Here is a 24,452-nt window from a genome sequence, read left to right as displayed (position 1 = left end):
CATGGTTGCCTCTGTTACGAAACCCGTTCGATCAAACCGGCCGCGCCCATGCCGCCGCCGATACACATGGTGACGATTCCGTATCTTCCATTTCTCCGTTCAAGCTCGTTTATGATAGAAACAGTCAGCTTCGCTCCAGTACATCCCAGCGGATGGCCCAACGCAATGGCACCACCATTGACATTGACGATTTCAGGATTGATGCCCAGCTCCCGAATCACCGCTACCGCTTGCGATGCAAAAGCTTCATTCAGTTCAACCAGGTCGATCTCATCCAAGGAGACTCCCACTTTGTCGAGCAACTTCGGTACAGCTGCCACCGGTCCGATTCCCATAATCTCCGGAGCCACTCCACCCAAAGCGAACCCGCGGAAAATGGCTAGCGGTTTCACACCCAACGCTTCTGCTTTCTCGCGGGACATGATGATCACCGCCGCCGCGCCGTCACTGGTTTGCGATGCATTCCCCGCCGTCACCGTGCCATTCACATGGAAAACGGGGCGCAACTTGCTGAGCGTTTCCAAGTTGGAGTCCGGACGAACCCCTTCGTCGGTGTCAAACACCCGCTCCGTGAACTGCAACTTGCCTTTGGCATCGAAAGAATGCTCTTTCACCGTGATCGGTACGATTTCGTCTTTGAATTTGCCCGATTGGATGGCTGCATACGCTTTTTGATGGCTGGCGAGCGCGAACCGGTCTTGGTCTTCACGGGTTACATTAAACCGCTTCGCCACTTCCTCGGCCGTGTGCCCCATGGACATGTACGCCTCTGGCAAGTGCTCCATCAAATAAGGGTTGGGAGCTGGCTTGTAGCCGCCCATCGGCACCATGCTCATGCTTTCCACACCGCCGGCGATGATGATATCGGCGAAACCGGTCATGATTTTCTCCGCGGCGATTGCAATCGTCTGCAAACCGGAAGAGCAGAACCGGTTCACAGTCATCCCCGGCACATCGTTTGGCAATCCGGCGCGCAAAGCGACGAGCCGAGCCATGTTCATGCCTTGCTCCCCTTCAGGGAAAGCACATCCCAACACCACATCTTCAATCTCTTTCGGGTCCACCTGCGGGACGCGGCGCAACAAATCTTTTACCACCTCTGCGGCCAAGTCATCTGGGCGGGTATGTTTCAACGAACCTTTCCCCGCTTTGCCGACCGCCGTTCTCGCCCCGGCGACAATCACAGCTTCACGCATAATCTTTCCTCCTTCTCCCTCTAGTTGCGCAACGGTTTGCCTTTTTTCAACATGTATTGCATCCGCGCCTGTGTTTTCGGCTCCCCGATCAAGCTGAGGAATGCCTCCCGCTCAATGTCAAGCAGATATTGCTCGCTCACCAAGGTTCCTTCTGGCACATTGCCGCCAGATAAGACAAACGCGAGCTTATCTGCGATTTTATAGTCATGTTCGGAGATGTGACCGGATTTCAACAGGCCGTAAGCACCCAATTTCAAGACGTTGTACCCCGTTTCGCCGACTACGGGAATCATGCGCGGCTTCGGAGCTTGGTAACCGGATTTATAAAGACCCAAGGCGACTTGTTTCGCATCGTGGACGAGATGATCGCGATTGGCGGTAATGCCGTCATAAGCGCGAAGGAACTTATACTTCCGCGCTTCCAAGGCGCTTGTCGACACTTTGGCCTGACCGATAGCCATAAAAATGTGATTGACCAGCGGTTGCAACGAGATGCGATCCTTCGGGTCAACCCCTTCCGTCCAGCGCAACAACATCTCTTTGTTGCCGCCGCCACCCGGAATGAGACCCACGCCGACTTCCACCAATCCCATATACGTTTCTCCCGCCGCTTGAATGCGGTCGCAAGGCAGACACATTTCCACACCGCCACCCAGCGTCAAACCGTACGGAGCAGCCACAACCGGACGATCCAAGGTTCGCAGGGAACCCATCGCGTTTTGGAATTGGCGCACCATCAGGTCGAGTTCAAACCAGTTTTGATCTTGCGCCTCCATCAGCATCATCATGATGTTGGCCCCGACGCAGAAGTTGGCGGCTTCTGCCGAGATGACCAGCCCCCGGTAATTGGCGGCTACTTCTTTGACGGCAGCGTTGATCATGGAGATCACGTCTGCACCGATGGCCTGTTTCAGCGGATGCAATTCCAGGCAGGCGATGTCGTCTCCGATGTCGATCAAGCTGGCACCGCGATTGCCTTTGATGAGCTTGCCTTGCTCTTTCAAGCGGGCGAGGGAAATCACTTTTTCGTTTTCTTCCACTTCACCCCACTTGCCACCGATATGGAAGGAATGCCGCTTGCCTTCCTTCACTTCGTAGAAGCGGGTGTTTCCGTCCGCAATCCACGCCTCTACCCAAGCCGGGATGGTCTCTCCCTCTTCTTTCATCCGTTCCACTGATTTAACCAATCCGATTGCATCCCAGGTTTCAAAGGGACCCAAATCCCAGTTGAAGCCCCATTTCATCGCTTGGTCCACACTGACGATGTCACCGGCGATCTCTTCCAGGCGCTTGGCGGAATACAGCAACACTTTCTTAGTGATGGTCCAAGCCAATTTGCCCGCCACATCGTCGGCGTACACCAGTGCTTGCAATTGCTCCGGCAAGCTTTTGGCCTTCTTGGCCTGCTCCAATGAGCGCGTTTTCAACTTCTTGCGCGGCCGATACTCCATCGTCGCCAGATCCAATGCGTGAATCTCTTTTCCGGACTCGGTTTTCACTTTCTTATAGAAGCCTTGGCCCGTCTTTTCACCCAGCCATTTTTTCTCCACCATCTGTTTCAAGACGGGGGAAACTTCAAACGCCGCTTTTTCCTCTTCATCACTCGCGTTTTCATGGACATTGCCTGCCACATGCACAAAGGTATCCAAGCCGACCAAATCCAGTGTGCGGAACGTGGCGCTCTTAGGACGGCCCATCGCTCGCCCGGTTACGTCATCCACTTCATCCGGCCCCATGCCCAGATCGACCATCGCTTGCAAGGTGATCTGTAAGCCGTAGGTACCGATGCGGTTAGCGATAAAGTTTGGTGTATCTTTGCAAAGCACAACTCCTTTGCCCAGCACCTCTTCGGCAAAATGTTTCATCTCTTCAACAATCTGAGGATCCGTATCGTTCCCGGGAATGATCTCCAACAACTTCATATAGCGGGGCGGATTGAAAAAGTGTGTCCCCAAAAAGTGGCGGCGAAACGCTTCTCTTCTTCCTTCCACCATTTTATTGATGGAAATGCCAGAAGTGTTAGAACTAACCACGGTTCCCGGTTTCCACACTTTTTCGAGGCGTTCGTACAAGCCCTGTTTGATAGCGAGGTTCTCCACGACCACTTCAATGATCCAATCGACTTCCGCCAAACGGTCGAAATCATCTTCCATGTTGCCGATTTCAATGAGTGCCGCCACGTCCTTGGTGTAGAGCGGTGCTGGCTTCTCCTTGAACAAGCGCTCTTTTCCTGCTTGCGCCAACCGATTGCGTTCTTTCTTATCCTTGCTCTCCACTGACTCGCGGGGCACGATGTCCAAGAGCAAGGTGGGGATGCCCACATTAGCGAGATGGCCGGCAATGGCTGCCCCCATGACGCCTGCGCCCAAGACTGCCGCTTTTTTGATGCGTGCCAACGATGATTCCTCCTCTCAAAGTCCGCCCCTCATCTGAATGAACAGTCATTCATTAAGAGGTCTGAAAAAAACCCCTCCAACCGGATAGAGTTTCGAGTAAGCGTTATCATTTAGAAATGGGTAAATTTTATATCATTTAATAATATTATTTCTCTGTTTTTTTCATGCGTCAAGGGGCTAATAAAAATTTTTTGCCAATTTCTTTTCTGAATAGACGAAAACCCTTGCCGCTGATGGTATATCCTCTTTTTCCTGCACATCATCTCTCGGGTGTGCCTGGCAAATCAAGTTGGTGGGGAACACGCCCTAGTGAAAACAGCACGGACATTCCCGCATGCTCTACCGTTTTGACGGCTTGCAGCGCACACCTTGCAAATGCCCCTTTTCCTTTGCACAGGAATGAGGTATACTCGGCGTATAAGTTTATAACCTGGTACTAATATAAGGTACTAATATAAGGTACTAATGCCAGGTATCAAGGAGGCCCCATGATGTATTCCCTAGCGAAAATCACCGGCATCGGTACACATGTGCCAGAAGAACGGCTCACCAATGCCGATTTGGAGCGAATGGTTGACACCTCTGATGAATGGATCGTCCCCCGCACCGGCATTAGAGAGCGGCGCGTCTCAGCACCTGATGAATGGTCAAGCCATCTGGCCATCAAAGCGGTGGACAATATGTTGGCACGTTATCCAGTCACCTTGGACCAGGTCGATCTGATCCTGGTCGCCACTGCGACGCCCGACACCTCGTTTCCCAGCGTCGCCTGCCAGATCCAAGACCATTATGGATTGCCCGACACGGGAGCCCTTGACATCTCTGCCGCTTGCGCGGGTTTTGTCTACGCCCTTCACCTCGCCAATGGCATGATCACATCAGGACTTCACCGCAAAATCCTCGTCATCGCCGCAGAAACACTGACCAAAATCACAGACTACACGGACCGTAACACCTGCATCCTGCTGGGGGATGGCGCCGGCGCAGTCATGGTTGAAGCCTGTCCAGCCGACCAAGCGAGTTTTATCCACACCCGCATGACAACGGACGGTTCAGCGGGCATCCATTTGTACAAAAGCGACCTCGCCACCCATATTCGGGGGAAGGAGATCATCAAAAACGGATACATGATCCAGAACGGACGAGAAGTGTTTAAGATCGCCGTCAGCACCTTGTCGCGCGAAATCCCGCGCTTGTTGGAACAAACAGAATACACGCTTGACGACATTGATTGGTTTGTGCCACATAGCGCCAATTTGCGCATCATTGACGCTGTCTGTGGGCGACTTGATTTTCCGACCGAAAAGACACTGTTTAGCGCGGAGTATTTTGGTAACACCTCCTCCGCTTCGATTCCGCTGGCATTGCAAATGGGGTTGGATGAAGGCAAAGTGAAACAAGGGGATTTGTTGTTATTGTCCGGCTTCGGAGGGGGATTTGTTCACATGAGCTCACTGCTTCGCTGGACCGCATCAGGGCGTCGAGTCTGAAAACAGCATACAAAAAAAGGGGTTCTACCTGTTTGGTAAGACCCCCTCTCTCTGGCACGCTTTCCTGAATCTGCCCATCCAATCCCTTCCTTACGCTTGTTGCACCCGCGAAGGTGACGTCCGCGGCCGCAAGGCAGGTGTTTGTGGGATGTACTTTTTCATTTGCTGAAACGACAAAAAGACCCACCACAGATAATGAATCACACCAAAAACAATGGCGTGTATCCACCATTCCATCTGCGGCAAGATGTCTATCGCAATCAAGTAGGAAGGCAAGATGGCCCATTGTGCCTTTTCGCCAACCGCTTCCGCCATATCCCAATAGTACACCTCTTCCACCCGATTCACTCGGTCGCGATAGGCCAGTTTAAGAAACGGACGGACACAGTTGTAATAGAAAAAGCCGGGGATTCCCAACAATCGGCGATTCGCGGCCATCATCAGATAGGTCAGGATGATGAGCAAAAGATAGGTCATGTGATCACCCCGATGCGAAAGTTATTATTTAAAATAGTACTATACACTCTTCTTTGTTTTTGACTGATTTCCTGCTTTAATTCGTTAATTTCACACCGATTCCATATCATTTATAAGAAAAGGGAAAAACAAAATACAATTTAATAAAATAACAAATTTTCTCCGCAAAAGCAAGTGGCAATCACAACAATCCATCATGGGCCTTAACACCTTTTGCATCACAACACAAGCCGGGTAGTGTTCAACGCACCACCCGGCTTGTTTGTCATGTTTTCTCCGTTTTTTTCCCTTCCATCAGCAACACGTTATAAGTGGCAATCACCCCGTCTGGTACTGCATATTCGCGGTCATACCGGTTCATGACTTCTTTGAGCAACCGCCGTTCGGTCGCCAGGGGCAAGCGAGATTGGCTGTGGCTGGCCCCCGTCTTTTTCAGCGCCGATAAAAATTGACGACAAGATGCGAACTCCACCTTTACCCTCTCTTCCCGTACCTCTGTCTCCGTCCAGCCTGCACCATCTAACCACGCTTTCCAGCGCGCCGCCGACAACAGCGGCAAGCCATGCGTCTGCGTCGGCAAGCCCCACTCTTTTTCAACCGTGGCACAGATGTGGTGCAACTCCACAAATGTATCTGATCCAAATGTGCCCGCAACCAGCCGCCCACCCGGACGCAACAAGCGGAACCAGTGTTCAAGCACGGTTTGCGGCTGGGTAAACCACTGAATGGCGGCATTGGAGATGATCAGGTCATAGCTTCCCTTGGCCGTAGCCGACCATGCTTCCGCATCGGCCACAATAAATGTGACCCTATCAGTCGCCACCCGCCGTTTCGCCTCGCTCACCATCGCTTCGGCCAAATCGAGCGCTACAATCTCTGCTTTCGGGAATGCCCCCGACAACAGCGCCGTCAAATATCCCGTCCCGCAACCCACCTCCAACACCCGCTGAGGCGATGGCCCCCCTTGTATGACGGAGTCGAGCAATTGGCGAGCCATCTTCCGCTGCACGTCCGCATATCGGTCGTAAGTGGCCGCGGCCGCATTAAAACTACGGGCGACTCGTTGTTTGTCAATCAATGTTGCACCTCTCCTTCATCCATGCGACAAATCGGTCCGGTTGGCTCAAAAACGGCACATGACCCACCTCCGGCCACACCGTCAGATCACCTTGCGGCAATAGCTCCGCCAACTCTTCCGCGCCGACAACAGGGCAAATCGGGTCGGCAGCCCCACTGAGCAAGTGAACGGGAAGCTGTAGCCAAGGCGCAAGTTCACGAACGGAAACCGTCCGCAAATAACCAAGGCCGTCCAGCAACGTTTCCGCATCAGGCGCACAGCCGCGAATCACTCGTATTGTAGCGGGAATGCGCTTGACTTCCGTAGTGGTGAACAAACGCCCGTCAAACTCCTGCAACACCTGCTCCGGGTCTTCAGTCACTCTGCGCATCATCCTCTCAAGCAGGCGCGCATCCCGTTTCTGTGTGATGAATTGGCTTGCACCACTGACCACGCACACCTCCGTCACGTGCTGTGGATAAGCGGCTGCATACTGGAGCGCCAGAAAAGCGCCCATCGACCATCCAATCAGCACAAACGGGGGCGCAATGTGAAGGCGGCGCGCAATCTCCTCCGCAGAGGGCGCCACATCGAGGAAAGATATCACCTGGTGTTCAGCCTCTGGTAAGCGCTCGATGACCAGTTGCCAACAGCGCTCATCGGCCGACCAACCCGCCAGCCAAAGACAGCGAACCCGCTGTTTCATCGCACCGCCCCCTGTTCGGCCACCCGCAGTACCGCCGCTACTGCCCGCTCCACATCTGCTTTCGTATGAGTGGCCATCAGGGAAAACCGCAGGCGGCTCTGCCCTTCCGGCACGGTCGGCGGACGGATGGCTACAGCCAACACGCCTTCCTCAGCTAAAGCTTGGCTCAGCTTGATCGCCAGTTCGCTCTCACCCACAATCAACGGGACGATCTGGGTGGTCGATCCGCCGATGGATAGGCCTGCCTCTTGCAACTTTTGTCGAAACCACGCGCTCCGTTCATGCAGATCGCGGCGCAGATTGTCCCCCGCTTCCACCAAACGCAAGGACGCGCGGATCGCCGCCACTAACACCGGTGGCAAGGCGGTGGTGTAGATCAAAGGGCGACAACGGTTTAGCAGATATTGAATCCACTCCTTTTTACCAGCTACATATGCGCCGTACACGCCAAACGCTTTGCTAAACGTACCCATATGCAGATCGACGTCCTCCGCCACCCCCAGATGGTGGGCCATACCCGCCCCGCCGGGTCCCCACACCCCTGCGGCATGTGCCTCGTCCAACACCAGTGCGGCGTTATACTTCCGCTTCAACTGCACCAGATCGGATAATGGCACCACATCGCCGTCCATGCTGAACACCGAATCGGTGACAATCAGCTTGCGCTTAGCTCCTTTAGCATCGGCCCGCTTCAACAGAACTTCCAAATGATCTAGGTTCAGGTGGCGGTAACGATATGATTGGGCGCCGCTCAACCGAATCCCGTCCACGATGCTGGCATGGTTGTACTGGTCGCTGAACACCGCGTCTGACGGCTTCAGCAGAGCGGACAACAGCCCTAGGTTGGCCATGTACCCGTTGGGAAATAACAAGGCCGCTTCGGTCCCCTTGAAACGGGCGATTTCCCGCTCCAGCGCCTCCGTTTCCTCGTTGTGACCGATAATCAGCCGGGACGCCACCCCGCCAATCCCTTGGGATACCGACTCGGCCACAGCCATCCCCAACTCCGGATGAGTGGCCAAGCCGAGATAATTGTTAGACGAAAAATTGAGGAGACGCCGTCCCTCCCGGATGAGAACAGTTTGGCCCGCCTGTTGTGCTGGAATGAGCGTGCGGAGCAAATGCCGCTCCGCCCACGCCCCCGTTTCCTCGCGTAACGTGCTCTCCCAACTTTCGCTCACAGTGCGCACTCCTCAATCTCAAAGCCCATGTCCTTGATCATCTGATGATCAGTCAAAACGGCTTGCCCTTCCGTCGTCAAATAATCACCGACAAAGATGGCGTTGGCGGGGTATAGAGACAACGGTTGCAATTGACGCAAATTGGATTCGCGCCCTCCTGATACCCGGATCTCTTTGTCGGGCAACAGGAAGCGGAACAGAGCCAACACTTTGAGGCAATAGAGCGGGTTAAGCTCATCCAGATGTCCAAGCGGTGTGCCCGGGATGGCGTGCAAGAAGTTAACCGGTACCGAATCCGCATTCAACTCCCTCAACCCGTATCCCATCTCAACCACTTGTTCCATCGTCTCGCCCATGCCGATGATGCAACCCGAACAAGGGGAGATTCCGGCCGCTTTGGCCATCTCCACCGTGCGCACCCGGTCTTCATACGTATGGGTGGTCGTAATGTTGGCGTAATGTCCGGCGCTGGTGTTCAAGTTGTGATTATACCGGTCCACACCGGCTTCTTTGAGCTGGTGGGCTTGCTCTTCGGTCAAAATTCCCAAGCAGGCGCAGATCTTTAACGGCATTTCTTGCTTAATTTCTTTCACCGCGGCGATGACTTCCTCCAATTCACCTTTGGTCGGTCCCCGGCCGCTGGCCACAATGCAATAGGTTCCCGCTTTACGGCGTTGCGCCTCTTTGGCCCCTGCGATCAGCTGGTCTTTCTTTAGCAAGGTATACTTCTCGATGGGTGCCGTGGAAACGATCGATTGCGAACAGTAGCCGCAATCCTCGGGACACAAACCGCTTTTGGCGTTCATGATCATGTTGAGCTTTACTTTCTTGCCGAAATACGTCCGGCGTACGCGGAATGCCGCCTGCAACAGGGGCAACACCTCATCGTCCGGCGCTTTTAGCACCGCCAATCCTTCCTCCAACGACAATCTTTCCCCCGCCAAAGCCTTATCCGCCAGCTGTTCCCAATTACCCATTTGCGTTTCCCCCTTTTAACGTTTCCATGACCAGTCCGACATCCAGGTTCGCGCATCCCGCTTCTTTAAGCACTGCCCCGGTAAGCTCCCCCTCCAGCCAAGGCAGACTTCCCCAGACAGGGAGTTTCGCCACTTGCCTGATCAGACGCGGATTGTCCGCCGCGCTCGGATCGTCCAGCCCCGCAGGCCAGCCGTTTAAGATGACCCCAGCCGGTGTCAAACCTTGTTGGCGAATAGCTAGGGCAGTCAGCGCCGTATGGTTGACTGTTCCCAACCGTCCATGCGCAACGATCACCACCGGCCACCCGATTGCGGTAGCTAAGTCGGCGATGGTCCAATCCGCGCCAAGCGGAACCAGCCATCCGCCCGCCCCCTCAACCAGCACCACATCGCATGCTCGCGCCTGTTCTCCCAGCCTACGCAAGATCGGCTCGCGCGCAATCTCCACCCCGGCCCATTCAGCAGCCAGCCCCGGTGCCACCGGTTCCGGGAAGTGGTAACAGACGATCTCATCCACTGGTTCGGAAAGATCCAGCCACGTCTTCAACCGCATCCCATCCGTGTCAGGGTCTATTAAGCGGCCTCCGCTTTGCACCGGCTTCATCACCCCGACACGGAGTCCCTGCTCCCGCAGAGCCCACGCTAAGGCCGCCGTGACCACGGTTTTGCCAACCTCCGTTCCCGTTCCAGTGATAAACAAGCCGTTTCCCGGAATCACGCTGTCCCCTCCCTGATCGCCTGTTCCAGAATCCCAACCATCGCTTGCAAATCGGCGAGGGGAGTAGCTAGCGGCGGCATGAAGGTGACGACGTGATCCAGTGGCCGGGTGATCAGCCCCAATTCCCGCGCCCGTCGGCAAACCCGCGCCCCGATCGCTTCCTCCCACGGATGCGGCTCTTTGGTCACCTTATCCTTCACCAACTCGATGCCGACCATCAAGCCGAGTTGGCGCACTTCTCCGACGTGGGGCAGGGCCTTCATCGGCTCTAGCCACTCCGCCAGGTGCCGGCTGGCCTTAGCCACATGCTCTAGCACGCGCTCTTCCTCATACAGTGCCAAATTGGCTAGCGCCACCGCGCATCCCAGTTGGTTTCCCGTATAAGAATGTCCGTGATAGAACGTTTTGCCTTCATGGTGTTCGCCATAAAAAGCGTCATACACCTCATCGGAGGTGAGTGTCGCTGCCACCGGCAAATATCCGCCGGTCAGCTTTTTGCCGACCATCATGATATCCGGTTGCACCGCTTCATGCTCACAGGCGAACAGCCGCCCGGTCCGTCCGAATCCGGTGGCCACTTCATCAATGAGCAACAGCACCTCATGCGCCCGGCAAAGCTTTTCGATCTCAGCTAACGTTCCTGGCGGCATCATGATCATGCCTCCCGCACCCTGCACCATCGGTTCAACGATCAATCCTGCCACCTTATCCCCATGTTCCGCCAACACCTCAGCCAACTCATCCAAACAGGCTTGCCGGCAGGCCTCTGGCGAACCATCAAAACGATAAGGATAAGGGTAAGACACTTTCAGCGTCGGAAACAGCATCCCGGAAAAAGTGGTGTGAAACGTGTCCATCCCTCCCACGCTCACCGCTCCAACCGTATCGCCGTGATAAGCGTTCTTCATGCTGATGAATACTTGTTTCTCTGGACGTCCCCGCAATTTCCAATACTGGTAAGCCATTTTTAACCCGATTTCCACCGCTTCCGCCCCGCTGTCGGAATAAAACACTTTTTGCAGTCGCTCTGGGGTCAACTGCACCAGCTTTTCCGCCAACAACAACGCGGGGACATTTGACATCCCCAACAACGTGCTGTGGGCCACTTGATCCAGCTGTTCTCGTATCGCAGCATTTAGCTTTGGATGCCCATGGCCATGCACATTGAGCCATACCGACGCATTGCCATCGTAATACGCCCGGCCCCGCACATCGTAAAGCTTAACCCCTTCTCCCCGTTCGATGATCAAGGGCTCATCTTCCAAATACCCCTTCATCTGTGTAAATGGATTCCATAGAAAGCGCCGATTTTTCTCCAGCAACTCGTCATAACTCCACGTCGCCAAGCCACTATCCCCCTTTATGTAAACCAATACCAAACAATAGGTTTACATTAATAATAGGAATGACTTCAGTATATTGTCAACTTAATTATAAAATCTAGTTTACAATTATTAGACAGGCACCCACTTAAAGAGGTGCCTTGGCCTTGCCTTTGGGAAAATTCTTTACTATGCCCATCTGCGTGCAAGGAGAAAAAATGACCGAACAAATAGAAAATGGAGATCGGCAACATCAGTGACTCAACCATCACCTCCGCGTTGTGCCGTCAGCTTAGGAAGACAAACGGAAATCTTCGTTCCCCTTCCAACTTGGCTACTGATGTGAATTTCACCCCCATGTGCCTCAATCAATTGCTTGGCGATCGCCATTCCCAGACCCGTGCCTTGGGAATGCTTTGCCGTATTCGTTCCGCGATAATACCGTTCAAACAACATCCCTTGTGTCTCCTGATCCATGCCTTGGCCGTCGTCTTCCACCACGATCACCATTCGATCCGTCTCTGACTGTACCGACACCTTTACTTCCGTCCCTGGTGGATTATGCGTCACCGCATTGGCCAACAAATTATGTAACGCACGTTGAAACCACTCTTTATCCAACCGCACCATCACGCGATCCACAAACGGTTGAAATGACAAAGCATACGCCTCCGAACATGGATCGTTCATCACATCGATCACCGTTTGCCGCACCACCTCTACCAGATCATGCTCCGCCAACTGAAGTGGCAATGCCTCATTCTTCAAGCGAAACGTCAGATTTAGATCCGCAATCAACTGTTCCATATAATGCGCCTTGTCTCGGATCACCCCGGCATAGCGGCGAATCTCTGCCGGCTCCCAGTCGTACTGCTCTTCCGCCGGCAAATCAGCGTATCCTTTCACCGAACTGCGCGCAGTCAAAAACAAAATCGGCGCTTCCGTCCGTTCCCGCAGATCATAGCCGTTGGCGTCGGGCAACATGACATCAAGCACAATGATGTGCGGTTGGAACTCGTCGATCAACCGCAAGGCTTCGCGGCCGTCTTCAGCCAATGCCACATGACTAAACCCTTCTTTTTGCAACACAATCTGGATCAATTGCGAGATCTCCCGTTCATCATCGACCAACAAGACACGAACCTCTTCCACGGTCTCCGCTCCTCCTTTGACAGTTGCGATCTAGCCTAATCCAACCGTTCACTGACAAATCCCCTCTGAAAACCGCATTCAAACGCCATCAATCTTGCCAATACATACAAAAAAAACCACCCGTTTGCAAGGTGCCTTTCCATCACGACTCCCCCAGGGTGCGGACCGAACAACGTAAAATGCCACGTGATAAGCGGCGTAGAAAAAAGCAAAAACCAAGCCTGATCTCACATGGCTTGGTTTTTGCGTCTTTATCAGCGCCTGTCGGCATCTTTTGCTGGCCGCTTAGCCAGTTAGCCGATCAAGTCTTTGGCGTGGTGATTGATAAACTGCCGAATCGTTTCCGCGGCGTACTCGCCAGAAGTGAGATCGGCTTTGGTGAACACAAACCGCCCCTTCTTTTCATCCAAATCCAATTCGTCAGCCAACAGACCGAGTAGGCCTTTGCCCTTTTTGTCCAGCTCGAAAAAGCCAGCCACCCCGTTTTGCGTATGTGCCGGCTGGAACATAAAGACGATCTCGTCATATTCGCCGCGCAACCATTCCGTCGGCCGGAACTGTATGATTTGGAAGCCGCCGCCTTTCTTACCAGTGTAGCCTTCTTCGTGCGGCACAAAGCCGAGCTTGTTAAACCCATCCCAGAAATATTCTTGCAGGCCGGATGGGTAAACATCCACAAAGTCGCGATCCTGCGCATCAATGCCGCTTTTGATCTCCAGGTTGGTTTGGAAATAATATCGCGTATTCACTGATGACGCCGGAATAAATTCTGGGCAAACAAAAGTGAATGGATACTCTCTTGTTTCTTCTGGGGCCACCTGAAAGGTTTCCTCTGTAACCGGAATAGTTGCGATCGTTTCGTTGACATTGACGATATTGTCCCCGCGCTGATAAGCGGAAGCCAAGCGAAACTCCACTTCCAACCCTTCGATGGCTTGTTCGACCTGCCCTCCGGTCAAGACGATTTTCCCCGTCACAGGCTGTCCCATTTTCAGCCGAAAATCATCTAATACCAGGTCGACCTTTGCAGCGCCGAACCCAAAAGAAGCAAAGATGTTTTTTAACATTCATTTTCAGCCCTTTCGATGTTTTCAACCTAATCCTATCATAAATTCATGTTATTTAAACAGCATTACCTCTGATGGGTCATCTGTCTTTTCAAAAAGAAACTGCAAAAAATGCATGGTGGCATACACCCCGTTTCCACAGCGGTGCGCCCGTTCATAACGCCGGATCACCTCTAGAAGTATGCGCCGTTGGAGCCAAAGGGGATGGCTCGTCCGACCAGCCGCTTCCCCCACCGCCTTGATCGCTTTCAAAAAGGAAAGGCCATTCGCATATTCCAAGCGCATCCAACTCTCCCACGAGTCGATTTTGACGAGTCCAGCCGCCGTCAATAACTCTTCCCACTCTTTCGATGAACGGGTGGGAAACAAGTGTTGCTCGCGGGGGAGATTCCATTCTTCCTCCACTTGGCCAAACAGCGCACCCAGTTCAGCGCAGTTGTCCGGCCCGTAAATGGAAGCTAGCAGGCGTCCGCCCGTTTCCAGATTGTCCGCCAATCTTCCGAACGTCTTCAGCGGCTCCCGAAACCAATGGCACACCGCATTGCACACAATCAGGCCAAACGGCCCCAACCCGCTCAAGTCGACGTCCTCCACATCGCCGACCACCACTTTCAGCCGGGAGCGATCATCTCCCACTTTCTCACAGGTGGCCCGCACCATGCGGTCGGCGATATCCAGAGCGACGACCTCCGCTTCCGGAAATGCTTCCAGAATCAATTGTGTCATATGGCCCGTCCCGCATCCGACATCCAATATCCGACGCGGTGGCGGCCACCCATGGCGATCCAGTTGCATCAGAAGGCGGCAAGCGACTTTCCGGTAACTCTCCGCATAATCGTCATAAATGAGCGAAGCCCGGTTAAAGCGATTGACGCGCTGTTGCTTCTCCTTCTCCCTATCCACCGGCTTCTCCTCCCCTTTTGACACCTTTGTCGCCATCTTCGTCGGCAACCGGATGCTCAAGCCGCTTACTGCGGCTTCTCCGGCGGTCATCCCGCCCAAGGGGCGCTAGAAGCAAGATCGCCTGCCGACGGGATAACTTTTCTATCATCTGTCTCCAATCTCCTGCACTCCGCCGAAAAGGGAAAAATCCGGTGGAATCCCAGCCGGATTTTTATTTTGGCTTCTATTTTTTCTCCTTCTGTTCTCTCAGATACTCTTCGTAATTATCCTTGTACAACTGTTTGTACTTTTCGTAGTAATAGCTTACGCGAGCCACGTAATGGCGCGTCTCACCATATTTGATCTGATCGAGGTTTTGCCTCGTCCCGTCCCAGACCCCGGTGCGTAACCATTTATCCACATTTCCTAAACCGGCATTGTACGCGGCAATCACAGCTACATAATTCCCTTTGTAACGGTCACTTAAAAACTTGATGTACCAGCTACCCATTCGGATATTCGTCGCCGGGTCAAACACATAGTCTCGAAAAGCGGGCGAAAAATGTCCGTTCCGAATGATATCATTGACTGTCGACGGCATAAGCTGCATCAGCCCTTGCGCGCCAACCGCCGATTTCTTGTCTGGATCGAACTTGCTCTCCTGGCGGATCACCGCCATGACCAGAAACGGATCTGCTCCCGTCTCTTGTGCACTATCAAAGATATACTCTTCATATTCAAGCGGATACATCAACCGATTAAACAAGGGAATGGCCACCATCACAAACACTAGCAGCACGGCAAACGCCAGCAGAATCACCCGCTTAGACGGAAGAGCTTCCACCGCTGGCTTGATCCACTTTTTTATATTCATCTGCTCCATTATTGATCAACCTATCTTTCCCCTTGTGGAAGTCCGATTGTCATGCATGTAAACAATACCGTCAATAATCTACCTTCCACGATAAACTTAATTTTAAGCGGCGTCAATTCACAACCTTCGCGATGAATTAAACGATTTGTGTATATTTTTCGCACACAGGCGAAGACGGCCCAGCACCAAACCGCCCCACCCCCGCGAGATATGATGCGCAGGGGTGGGGCGGGGCTTAACGCCCGAGGTGCAACTCGTCTGCTTTCCGCTTCAGATAAGCGATGTAAGGGGCGATCGTCATCTCGGAACCGGTCGCTCGCCGCACCAACTCGGTCGTCGTCCATCTGCTTCCGTGGCGGTATACGTTCTCCTTCAACCAACCATGGAGGGTCGATACGTTTCCGTTTGCGATTTCGTCCGGTATCTGCGGATGGACGCGGCATGCGGCCTCATAAAATTGGCAACTGAGGATATTGCCGAGGGTGTATCCTTGAAACATCCCGCCGATGAAGTCAGCATACCAATGAATGTCTTGAAGCACCCCGTGGTTATCATCCGTCGGACTGATTCCAAGATCACTTTGGTAGCGGGAGCGCCACATCTCCGGCAAATCTTTGACGTCCAGTTTTCCTTCCAACATGGCCATTTCCAGATCGAAGCGGATGATAACATGCAGATTGTATGTGAATTCATCCGCTTCAATGCGAATGAGCGACTTCTCCGCCCGGTTGATCGCCCGCACGTAGTCATCCAAGGAAACATTCCCCAGCTGGGAGGGAAAAGCGGCTTGTAAAGAAGGATAGTGCGCTTGCCAGAATGCCCGGCTCCGGCCGACGACATTTTCCCACAAGCGGGATTGGCTTTCATGAATCCCTGACGAGGCTCCCGTATGCAACGGTGTTCCTTCCAGATCAGCGTCTATACCCAACTCATAAAAGGCGTGCCCCGTTTCATGGATGGTGCTAAACAGCACCTCCGTCACATCCTCTTCATTGACCCGCGTTGTGATTCGCACATCATCGTGCGCCAATCGAATCATGAACGGATGAGGTGCCAAGTCAAGCCGCCCGCGGTTGAAATCGAAGCCCATCGCACTGATCAGTTGCTTCGCATAAGCCAATTGCTTTTCTTTAGGAAAGTGCTGTTTAATACAGGCTTGCGACACCTCCGGACCGGCTGTCACCTGCTCCACCAATGGTACCAACTGCTTGCGCAATTTCCCGAACAACGCTTGCAGCTCTTTGGCTTTCATGCCATAGTCGGCGCGGTCGATCAGCGGATCGGCCACATGATCAAAGCCGGAGAAATAATGGGCGTATTCCCGGCTCAGCTCCAATGTTCGTTCCAGATGCGGAGCCACCTTGTCAAAACGATTTTCCTCCCGGGCGGCTACCCAAGCCTGATAGGTTTCTGAGGTATTTTGATAGAAGCGGGAAACAAAATCCGCTGGCACCTTTGTTTCCCTGTCAACCTCTCTTTTCGCCGCGCGGATCAAATCCGCTTCAAGGGAGTCAGACGGCCATTGGCCATCCAATTCTTCCAAAAGTTCACCCAAGCGGGGATCAGTCAGCTTATCATGCGCAATTCGTCCCAAAGCCGCCAATTGGCTACCCCGCGCACCTCCTGCCGTTTGGGGCATGTATGTATTTTGATCCCAATTCAACAGTGAGATTACAGATTGCAAATCATAAATTTCCTTGAGCCGCTTTTTCAACTCTTGCCATTTCTTTTCCATTTTGTTCCCTCACTTATCTTATGCGCTGAATCGTTCATTCTTAATTGAATTTCTTCATATAAGACATTCTTCCTGCTCCCGAAATGATTTCCGCAGAGAACAACGCTCCTTAATCCCTTAACTTGCCAATTAATCCTAAGGAATCCAATCGACAATTAGTGTGCAAAGTGTGTATGATAGAATCACCAACTTTTACACGGAGCGAAAAGGAAGTATGAAAAAACTTGATGCCATCCATCAACAACTGAACAAACAGCCAGCAGGAACCACTGCGGGAGAGTTGGCAAAACAATTGGACTTAGACCGTTCAACCGTCAGTCGCTACCTCAACCAACTCGTCAAACAGGGGTTGGCGGAAAAAATTGCCGGGCGACCAGTTCTATACCGTCCAACCCAGCCAGAGGCTCCATTTCCGATGCAAGCGGCCCATTCCGGGATCGCCGACCTGTTGAAAGAAGCATTGGCGGCTTTATTGTATCCCCCGCACGGATTACCCATCTTGCTCACCGGTGAAACAGGGGTGGGTAAAACACACATGGCGCAAACACTGGTTCAAGTCGCCACGGAAGCAGGCCACTTATCGCCGGGCACACCGTTTATCACCTTCAACTGCGCCGAATACGCCCAAAATCCTGAGCTCTTGCTGGCCCAGCTATTCGGGGTGAGAAAAGGCGCCTTCACCGGAGCCGTAGAAGACAAGCCGGGCTTGGTGGAACGGGCCGATCGCGGCATTCTTTTTTTGGATGAGATCCACCGCCTTCCCCCATCGGGTCAGGAAATGCTATTCTCCCTGATGGATCAGGGGAGCTTTCGCCGGCTAGGGGAGACCCATGCTGAACGAACGGTGGCCATCCGCCTGATCGGCGCTACCACGGAAGCACCGGATGCCGCCTTACTGCCCACATTGATGCGCCGTTTTTCAGTCAAGCTGACCATTCCTCCGCTACGTGAACGCCCCCCGCAAGAACGAGCGCGGCTACTCTCCACTTTCTTGAAAGAGGAAGAAACGCAGATGGGGGTACCCTTGACTGTGACAGAGGAATGCCGGGCCCGTTTTTTGTCCTATCCCTGTCCGGGCAATATCGGCCAATTGAAGAGTGACATTCAAATCGCTTGCGCCAGAGCCTTTCTGCGTCAGCTTGGTCACCGCAAAGACCAAGTGATCGTCACCATCAACGATTTGCCTACACACCTGCGCCAACAAGGGCCAGTGACCACGGCCATCGCTTCCCGTTTGAAACAGGTGCCCTCAGACAATATTTATGAGCAACTGTTGCATCGCCATGCCCTGTTGTCACAGCAAGGAGCGACACCCCTGGAAATGGAACGGGAACTTCAGGAAACGGTCAATTCCTACATCCGCCGCTTGGTTACATCATTCAAACCAGGCGATTCCCAAGAAAGCGAACCGCCGCTAGACCCACAATTGCTCCAATTGTTGGAGCAGACGCTCTCACCGTGGCGTGACAAACTCCCACAAGCGGCACAGCCATTTCCACTGAAAGCGTTGGCATTGCACATCCAAGCCTTCATCCGGCAACCGGAACGGCGCCCATCTCAGCCCGTGCTATCCGACTTGCCTGTCCTTCCTCTGCACAAAAAACTGGCGCGGCAAATCGGCCGTGCTTTGGAAGAGCATTACCGGCTGCGCCTGCCTGAATATGAATTGGACTTGATCGCACTCTTTTTCTCGCTGGATGGACAAACCGATCCGGCCAAACAGCGGTGCATCGCCACAGTCTGTCTCACCGGGGAAGGGGCCGCGTCCACATTGGAAAGTTGGTTGGCAAAGCGCCTGCCGCCCGCCGACAGTGATGTGGTGGTCCGCTCGGCGCAAATCGATCCGTTTACGCGCCGGTCCCCAGGTTTAGAGCAGCTGCGGGAAACCTATGACTTGATTGCCATCGTGGGCACGGTTCCGCCCGCCCTGACGGATATCCCTTATTTCCCAGCATGGGAGTTGTACCAGCCAGAAGGATTCCGCAAGTTGGCGCACCATTTGGCTAAGACCCGCAAACCACAGTCGGTGCAAGAATCGGAAATCCCGTTGACGCCGGAACGGGTGCCAGAACTCATCCTTCAAGGGCTTTTGGACACAATAACCCATTATAACCCCAAACGGTTGGTGCGATTGATTGAGCAAGAAGCGCCCCGCTTTCGGGAACTGTTCGATTGGACGCCCGAACGGGAGATGGGCATGTGGATGCACTTGGGCATTTACATGGATCAACTCCTTGCTGCCCAATTACACCGGACGCAAGCCAAAGTGTCCTCCCAAAGTCCGCCTGCTCCCAAACCGCCCACCGCCCATCTGACGCTGTGGGAGGGTTTTCTGCAACAATTGGAACAAGACATGGGTGTCCGTTTTCCGCCCGCCGCCGCGCATGAACTGGCTCGTTTGTCTGCCGAAACAACAAACAGATCCATTTCTTCATGAACCGTGCGAAGTGTGCAACCTGTTTTTGCACACTTTCCCGGTTCATCTTCATTTACCGCCCGTTACGAGGGTTGGCATCAAAATTGCACGTCATATGGGTGCCATCCCCCGAAAACGGTTTTTCCATCTTGAAGTAAAAAACCTGTCACCGGGGAGGGACAAACCGATGGGTCGCACCATCCGTTTATTGCTTGTGTGCAGTTGGGGCGCCTCTTCCGGCGTGCTATGTCGAAAAATCAATGAAGCCGCGCAGGACAAAGGGGTTCCATTAGTGGCTGAAGCCGTCGGGATCCATGAGTGCCAAGCGAAGTTGCCGCTGGTTGATGTGATTTTATTGGAGCCGCAAATCGGACATCATAAGCGTGACCTGCAAAAAAAGGCGGATGCCCATGCCATCCCCTTGGCCATGGTGAACCCGGTAGCCTTCGCCACCATGAACGGCGAAAAAGTGTTGGAGCAAGCAATGGCGCTCGCCTCCATTCCTTTCTCCTCTTGAACCATAACGCCTTTGGCACACAGACAAATGAAAGCGTACAACAAAAAACGCTGTTTCATCTGACACCTTAAACTGTCACAAACAGCGCCAGAAGATGAAAAAAACATCGCGGATCTTCCCGCCAAACGGGATCATCCATTCTGGCAGGCATGCGAGCCATTCTTGGGAAGGCCGCACGCCCCATTCAAATAAACCGTAAGAAAGGATTTGTGAAGACCTATGGAAAAAACAGTAACCATTACCAACGCAAGCGGATTGCATGCACGTCCAGCAGCTCTTTTGGTGAAAGAGGCTTCCGCATTCAAAAGCGTTATCAAATTAGTGAAAAACGGAAAAGAAGTAGACGCTAAAAGTTTGCTCGGCGTAATGTCCTTGGCTGCCAAACAAAATGATGAGATTACGATCCGCGCTGAAGGCGAAGATGCAGAAGCAGCTGTCAATAAATTGGCGGAAATCATCGCAACGCTTTCGTAATGATTAAGGGGGATTCCACAGTGAGCCAAACCATCCAAGGCGTAGGCGCCGCACCGGGCATCAATCTGGGTACCGCTGTATGGTGGCGCAAAGAGCAACCCACAGTCACGGTGAAAACGGTTGCCGACACGCAAGCGGAAACGGCAAAGTTAAAACAAGCCATCAATCAAACCAAAGAGCAAATCAACACTTTGCGCCAAACAGCGGCGGAGCGCATGGGCGAGGAAGAAGCGCAAGTGTTTGACGCTCATTTGGCGTTTTTGGACGACCCCGGTTTCACCGGTGAAATGGAAAACCGCATCCATAGCCAGAAAAAAAACGCAGAAGCGATCTGCCAAGAAGTGACGGAAGAGATGAGCGCGTTGATGGCGTCGCTCGATGACGAATACATGCAGGCCCGTGCCGACGACATCCGTGATGTGGGCTCTCGGTTGTTGCTGAACCTGCTTGGCAAAAAGCCGTTCGACCCCTCGCAGTTGAAAGCGGGAGATGTGGTTGTCGCCGAAGAATTAACCCCATCAGACACCGCACAGTTTCCGGAAGGCATCGCCGGCATGGTGACAGCCAAAGGAAGCAAAACCGCGCACGCGGCAATCATGGCTCGCACCTTGGGCATTCCGGCGGTGCTAGGGTTGGGCGCATGGATTGACAACATTCAAGATGACGACAAATTGATCGTGAACGGGGATAAAGGAACGATCATCCTCAACCCTAGCGAAGCGGAAGAACAAGAGGCCCGGCAACTCATCGCCGCCCAAAAAGAAGCGCGGGAAGCCGCTTTGAAAGAGGCAGCGGCTGATGCCTATACGGCAGACGGCAAACGGATTCAAACATTCGCCAACATCGGTAGCTTAAATGACATCGAGCTGGCAGTCAAAAACCATGCTGAGGGAGTCGGCTTGTTCCGCACCGAATTCTTGTACTTGGAAAGCGACCACTGGCCAACCGAGGAAGAGCAATACCAAGCTTATGCCAAAGTGCTCTCCGCCTTCAACGGACGACCGGTGGTGATCCGTACCTTGGATATCGGCGGGGACAAAGACCTGCCGTATGCTGATTTGCCGAAAGAGGAGAATCCTTTCCTCGGCCACCGCGCCATCCGTTATTGCTTAGCCAACCCAGACGTCTTCAAAACGCAATTGAAGGCGCTGTTGCGGGCAAGTGTACACGGCAACTTGTGGATCATGTTCCCAATGATCGAGAACCTGTCTGAAATCCGTGCGGCCAAAGCCTTGCTGGAAGAATGCCGGCAAGAACTCACCGGTGCAGGGACAGAGGTCGCCGACGATATCAAAGTCGGCATCATGATCGAAGTGCCGGCAGCAGCCGTCACCGCCGATCTCTTGGCGAAAGAAGTAGACTTCATGAGCATCGGCACCAATGACTTGACTCAGTACACCTTGGCCGCCGACCGTGGCAACGAGCAAGTGGCCCATCTGTACGACGCCGCCCATCCCGCGGTGCTGCGCTTGGTCAAAATGACCTGTGACGCCGCCAATAAAGCGGGCATCTTGGTAGGCATGTGTGGAGAGCTGGCCGGAGACGTAACCATGACAGAAATCTTGGTCGGTCTCGGATTGCATGAGCTGTCCATGAGCGCATCCGCGATTCCAGAAGTGAAGCAACGCGTGCGCCTCATCGACAGCGCCAAAGCCAAAGCGCTGGCGGACAAAGCCCTTCAGTTGGAAGATGGCGATCAAGTCCGCGCACTGATTCGTTCCTAACAATAAAAACGAATAAAACCGACTCGCTAGCGAGTCGGTTTTCGTCATTCGCAAAATTAAGTAAAGCCGACTAAAATCTCCCATCGTGAGACTTCAGTCGGCTACCACCTATTCTCTATGTTCAAACAGTCACTTCTTCTCTAGTCAACGTAGCTACGTCTGGTTGGATGACCTCAATCGGCCCTACACCTCTGCGAAGCACTTTCGAAAATGCTTGCGTCGGCTTCAGCACATCGATCATGTATTTGATGGCGATCATGGGATCAACAGTGTGACCACAGGTGTAACAATCCAGGGCAGCGAACCCTTTTTCCGGATAGGTATGAATCGTCAGATGACTTTCCGAGAGCATCACAAGCACTGTGGCCCCCTGGGGCTCAAATTGTTGGGATTGTACAGACAAAATCGTCGCCCCACATGCTTTAGCAGCTTCTTTCATATGATGCTCCAAAAACGCAACATCATTGATCAGATCAAAGTCAACGCCCCACGCGTCCATCGCTACATGTCTTCCGAAAGTAGAAAATTCCATATCTTTCGGCCCCCTTCCTAGCAAAAAGTTGGTGTGAGCCAAATTCCGCTAGGATCTGCTTGTTCACCACGGGGGAAGGTTAGTCCAGTGAGGTCCCAACCCTTTAAGTGAATCCTGGATCCTACTAGCTCAATGTCACAATCATTAACTTAACACATCTCTTTATGAACTGCAACAGTTATTTTAGGCAAAAATGATCTCACTCCTGCCCTGTATTTTACCACAGCAAGAAGGACACACCCATCCCCTCTTCATTGTTAATTAATGTCACTTCAGCCGTTTGCTTTCAAAGGGTTTCATGCTCCTAGTAGAGAATTAATCCGATTAACCGTTTTGCCATTTCCAATACACAACAGAAAGGATGAGGAGCATTGACCGCCATTTGCCAAATCAGGCAACACCTCTTTGAAGAGTTGGATTTGATGGTTCGCACCACTGCCGCATTGATTGAAAAAATCGAAGACAAGGATTGGCATTACCAACCGCAATCCGCGATGCGCACTCTCCTTGAAGTTGTCAATCATCTCGTCCAAATCCCCACTGTCGATTTAGCCATTATTCAGGAACAAGACGAAATCTCCATACGTAAACTGGAAAAGGAACTGTTCACCGACAATGCGACGGAGCTACTGAACCTCTTGCACTCCGGCGCAGACCGCCTAAAATCGTACATGGCGGCCTTAACCGTCGAGGACTTTGTCCACAAAACGGGCAAACCATTTTACAGCCAGGAAGGCATCGCCTATTCCAAATGGCTGATCGAAATCCTGACCCATCTGTCCCATCATCGTTCCCAACTCTTCGAGTATTTAAAGGAATTGCATTACAACGTCAATATGTTTGATCTATATTGATGCTTTCTAGTCCCGAATGTCTAAAACCATTTGAAACGGGAAGGATAAGACATTAGGGTAATCGGATTCGCCGGATTCGCCCCATTCGCACATCCTTCACCGCAGGAGGCTGAACGATGTACTTATCCCCCAGAGAGCGAGGTATCGTCATTCGGGCTCTAATCAAAGTGCTGGCGATGGAGCCGCGCGCAAATGAATATAAAAAATTGTTAGACCGCTTGCGAGAAGAACATGAACGGGAAGAGGAAATCTTGTTGATTAACGGTTTCCTCTGCAACATGGACGATGGCTAAAATCATGGGTGCATGCATCACTCCTTTTCTTCGTATGTTGTAGAAAAGGAGTGATTTTATTATGTATTTGATTGTGGTTGAATTAAAACGGTTCCGACTGTACCTGTACCAAAACGGCAGGCAGATCAGATCTTATCCCATCGCAATCGGCCGGGCGGCCAGCACCACCCCCGAAGGCACTTACCGGATCATCAACAAAGTCCCCTACCCTAACAGTTATCCCGGCGGCCCCCTCAGCCCCTTCGGCACATACTGGCTGGGATTGTCTCGTCCCCATTATGGCATTCACGGTACCAACCGCCCGTCTTCAATCGGCAAACGAGTTTCCAGAGGCTGCATTCGCATGTACAACCATCATGTAAACGAATTGGCCCGCATGGTCCCGATCGGCACCACTGTCATCATCCGCTGA

24 protein-coding genes are annotated in these 24,452 nt (G+C 52.9%); 8 read left to right on the top strand and 16 right to left on the bottom strand.

Features of this window, described 5'->3' with window-relative positions; translation table 11 throughout:
- Positions 1-14: 14 nt before the first annotated feature.
- Both QQZ12_RS10330 and QQZ12_RS10325 read right to left on the bottom strand, forming a co-directional pair.
- Entirely contained in the window at positions 15-1,196 is a 1,182-nt protein-coding gene (locus QQZ12_RS10330) for an acetyl-CoA C-acyltransferase (protein ID WP_102993321.1), read from the bottom strand.
- 20 nt (positions 1,197-1,216) lie between these two features.
- Positions 1,217-3,592, bottom strand: coding sequence for a 3-hydroxyacyl-CoA dehydrogenase/enoyl-CoA hydratase family protein (locus QQZ12_RS10325; RefSeq protein ID WP_102993322.1), 2,376 nt, complete (start codon positions 3,590-3,592; stop codon positions 1,217-1,219).
- Positions 3,593-4,083: 491 nt separating this feature from the next.
- On the opposite strand from QQZ12_RS10325, the gene QQZ12_RS10320 reads away from it, so the two are divergent.
- Positions 4,084-5,082: a ketoacyl-ACP synthase III gene (locus QQZ12_RS10320; RefSeq protein WP_102993323.1), complete on the top strand. Its 999-nt coding sequence runs from the start codon at positions 4,084-4,086 to the stop codon at positions 5,080-5,082.
- Positions 5,083-5,172: 90 nt separating this feature from the next.
- Here the strand turns inward: QQZ12_RS10320 and QQZ12_RS10315 are convergent, their stop codons facing one another.
- The 13 genes from QQZ12_RS10315 to QQZ12_RS10255 all read right to left on the bottom strand — a co-directional run bounded on the left by QQZ12_RS10315 (position 5,173) and on the right by QQZ12_RS10255 (position 17,230).
- Positions 5,173-5,559, bottom strand: coding sequence for a hypothetical protein (locus QQZ12_RS10315; protein ID WP_102993324.1), 387 nt, complete (start codon positions 5,557-5,559; stop codon positions 5,173-5,175).
- 265 nt (positions 5,560-5,824) lie between these two features.
- Positions 5,825-6,637: a malonyl-ACP O-methyltransferase BioC gene (bioC, locus tag QQZ12_RS10310; protein WP_102993325.1), complete on the bottom strand. Its 813-nt coding sequence runs from the start codon at positions 6,635-6,637 to the stop codon at positions 5,825-5,827.
- Positions 6,630-7,322, bottom strand: a complete 693-nt coding sequence (locus tag QQZ12_RS10305; RefSeq protein ID WP_102993326.1) for an alpha/beta fold hydrolase — start codon at positions 7,320-7,322, stop codon at positions 6,630-6,632. Before QQZ12_RS10305 ends, bioC begins: the two co-directional genes overlap by 8 nt.
- Positions 7,319-8,503, bottom strand: a complete 1,185-nt coding sequence (gene bioF / locus QQZ12_RS10300) for an 8-amino-7-oxononanoate synthase (RefSeq protein WP_284724387.1) — start codon at positions 8,501-8,503, stop codon at positions 7,319-7,321. Before bioF ends, QQZ12_RS10305 begins: the two co-directional genes overlap by 4 nt.
- Positions 8,500-9,480 carry a biotin synthase BioB gene (gene bioB / locus QQZ12_RS10295; RefSeq protein ID WP_102993328.1) on the bottom strand — a complete coding sequence of 327 codons (981 nt, stop codon included), beginning with the start codon at positions 9,478-9,480 and terminating at the stop codon, positions 8,500-8,502. The genes bioF and bioB overlap by 4 nt, the downstream gene beginning before the upstream one ends.
- On the bottom strand, positions 9,473-10,198 hold the full coding sequence (bioD, locus tag QQZ12_RS10290) for a dethiobiotin synthase (RefSeq protein ID WP_284724386.1): 726 nt from the start codon (positions 10,196-10,198) through the stop codon (positions 9,473-9,475). Before bioD ends, bioB begins: the two co-directional genes overlap by 8 nt.
- Complete coding sequence (gene bioA, locus QQZ12_RS10285) at positions 10,195-11,577, bottom strand: adenosylmethionine--8-amino-7-oxononanoate transaminase (protein ID WP_431606306.1); 1,383 nt, start codon at positions 11,575-11,577, stop codon at positions 10,195-10,197. Before bioA ends, bioD begins: the two co-directional genes overlap by 4 nt.
- A 204-nt stretch (positions 11,578-11,781) precedes the next feature.
- Entirely contained in the window at positions 11,782-12,672 is an 891-nt protein-coding gene (locus QQZ12_RS10280; protein ID WP_284724384.1) for an ATP-binding protein, read from the bottom strand.
- Between the two features lie 293 nt (positions 12,673-12,965).
- The gene (locus QQZ12_RS10275; RefSeq protein ID WP_054096241.1) at positions 12,966-13,739 is read right to left on the bottom strand and encodes a sporulation protein; all 774 of its coding nucleotides are present in this window, start codon (positions 13,737-13,739) and stop codon (positions 12,966-12,968) included.
- Positions 13,740-13,790: 51 nt separating this feature from the next.
- A complete protein-coding gene (locus QQZ12_RS10270) occupies positions 13,791-14,642 on the bottom strand; it encodes a methyltransferase domain-containing protein (protein WP_284724383.1) in 852 nt (283 codons plus the stop codon).
- Positions 14,635-14,790: a hypothetical protein gene (locus QQZ12_RS10265; protein ID WP_189318894.1), complete on the bottom strand. Its 156-nt coding sequence runs from the start codon at positions 14,788-14,790 to the stop codon at positions 14,635-14,637. The genes QQZ12_RS10270 and QQZ12_RS10265 overlap by 8 nt, the downstream gene beginning before the upstream one ends.
- Positions 14,791-14,865: 75 nt before the next feature.
- On the bottom strand, positions 14,866-15,504 hold the full coding sequence (locus QQZ12_RS10260) for a lytic transglycosylase domain-containing protein (protein ID WP_102993332.1): 639 nt from the start codon (positions 15,502-15,504) through the stop codon (positions 14,866-14,868).
- A 226-nt stretch (positions 15,505-15,730) separates the two neighbouring features.
- On the bottom strand, positions 15,731-17,230 hold the full coding sequence (locus QQZ12_RS10255; RefSeq protein ID WP_284724382.1) for a carboxypeptidase M32: 1,500 nt from the start codon (positions 17,228-17,230) through the stop codon (positions 15,731-15,733).
- Between the two features lie 214 nt (positions 17,231-17,444).
- Here QQZ12_RS10255 and QQZ12_RS10250 point away from each other — a divergent pair, with 214 nt between their 5' ends.
- From QQZ12_RS10250 to ptsP, 4 genes are all read left to right on the top strand, one after another.
- Positions 17,445-19,667: a sigma 54-interacting transcriptional regulator gene (locus QQZ12_RS10250; RefSeq protein WP_284724381.1), complete on the top strand. Its 2,223-nt coding sequence runs from the start codon at positions 17,445-17,447 to the stop codon at positions 19,665-19,667.
- A gap of 166 nt (positions 19,668-19,833) precedes the next feature.
- Positions 19,834-20,163, top strand: a complete 330-nt coding sequence (locus QQZ12_RS10245; RefSeq protein ID WP_022737088.1) for a PTS sugar transporter subunit IIB — start codon at positions 19,834-19,836, stop codon at positions 20,161-20,163.
- Between the two features lie 219 nt (positions 20,164-20,382).
- The gene (locus QQZ12_RS10240; protein ID WP_022737089.1) at positions 20,383-20,637 is read left to right on the top strand and encodes an HPr family phosphocarrier protein; all 255 of its coding nucleotides are present in this window, start codon (positions 20,383-20,385) and stop codon (positions 20,635-20,637) included.
- Positions 20,638-20,657: 20 nt separating this feature from the next.
- Entirely contained in the window at positions 20,658-22,361 is a 1,704-nt protein-coding gene (gene ptsP / locus QQZ12_RS10235; protein WP_189318895.1) for a phosphoenolpyruvate--protein phosphotransferase, read from the top strand.
- A gap of 121 nt (positions 22,362-22,482) precedes the next feature.
- On the opposite strand, the gene speD is transcribed toward ptsP, so the two are convergent.
- Positions 22,483-22,893 carry an adenosylmethionine decarboxylase gene (gene speD / locus QQZ12_RS10230; protein WP_022737091.1) on the bottom strand — a complete coding sequence of 137 codons (411 nt, stop codon included), beginning with the start codon at positions 22,891-22,893 and terminating at the stop codon, positions 22,483-22,485.
- Positions 22,894-23,264: 371 nt separating this feature from the next.
- Between speD and QQZ12_RS10225 the strand changes: the two genes are divergently transcribed.
- The 3 genes from QQZ12_RS10225 (at position 23,265) to QQZ12_RS10215 (ending at position 24,452) form a co-directional block, all read left to right on the top strand.
- Positions 23,265-23,747, top strand: a complete 483-nt coding sequence (locus QQZ12_RS10225; protein ID WP_102993337.1) for a DinB family protein — start codon at positions 23,265-23,267, stop codon at positions 23,745-23,747.
- 116 nt (positions 23,748-23,863) lie between these two features.
- Complete coding sequence (locus tag QQZ12_RS10220; protein WP_189318896.1) at positions 23,864-24,040, top strand: hypothetical protein; 177 nt, start codon at positions 23,864-23,866, stop codon at positions 24,038-24,040.
- Between the two features lie 61 nt (positions 24,041-24,101).
- On the top strand, positions 24,102-24,452 hold the full coding sequence (locus QQZ12_RS10215) for a L,D-transpeptidase (protein WP_102993338.1): 351 nt from the start codon (positions 24,102-24,104) through the stop codon (positions 24,450-24,452).

It is taken from the genome of Laceyella tengchongensis (assembly GCF_900182735.1).
Classification (GTDB): Bacteria; Bacillota; Bacilli; order Thermoactinomycetales; family Thermoactinomycetaceae; genus Laceyella; species Laceyella tengchongensis.
This window is presented reverse-complemented; position numbering and strand designations above follow the sequence as displayed.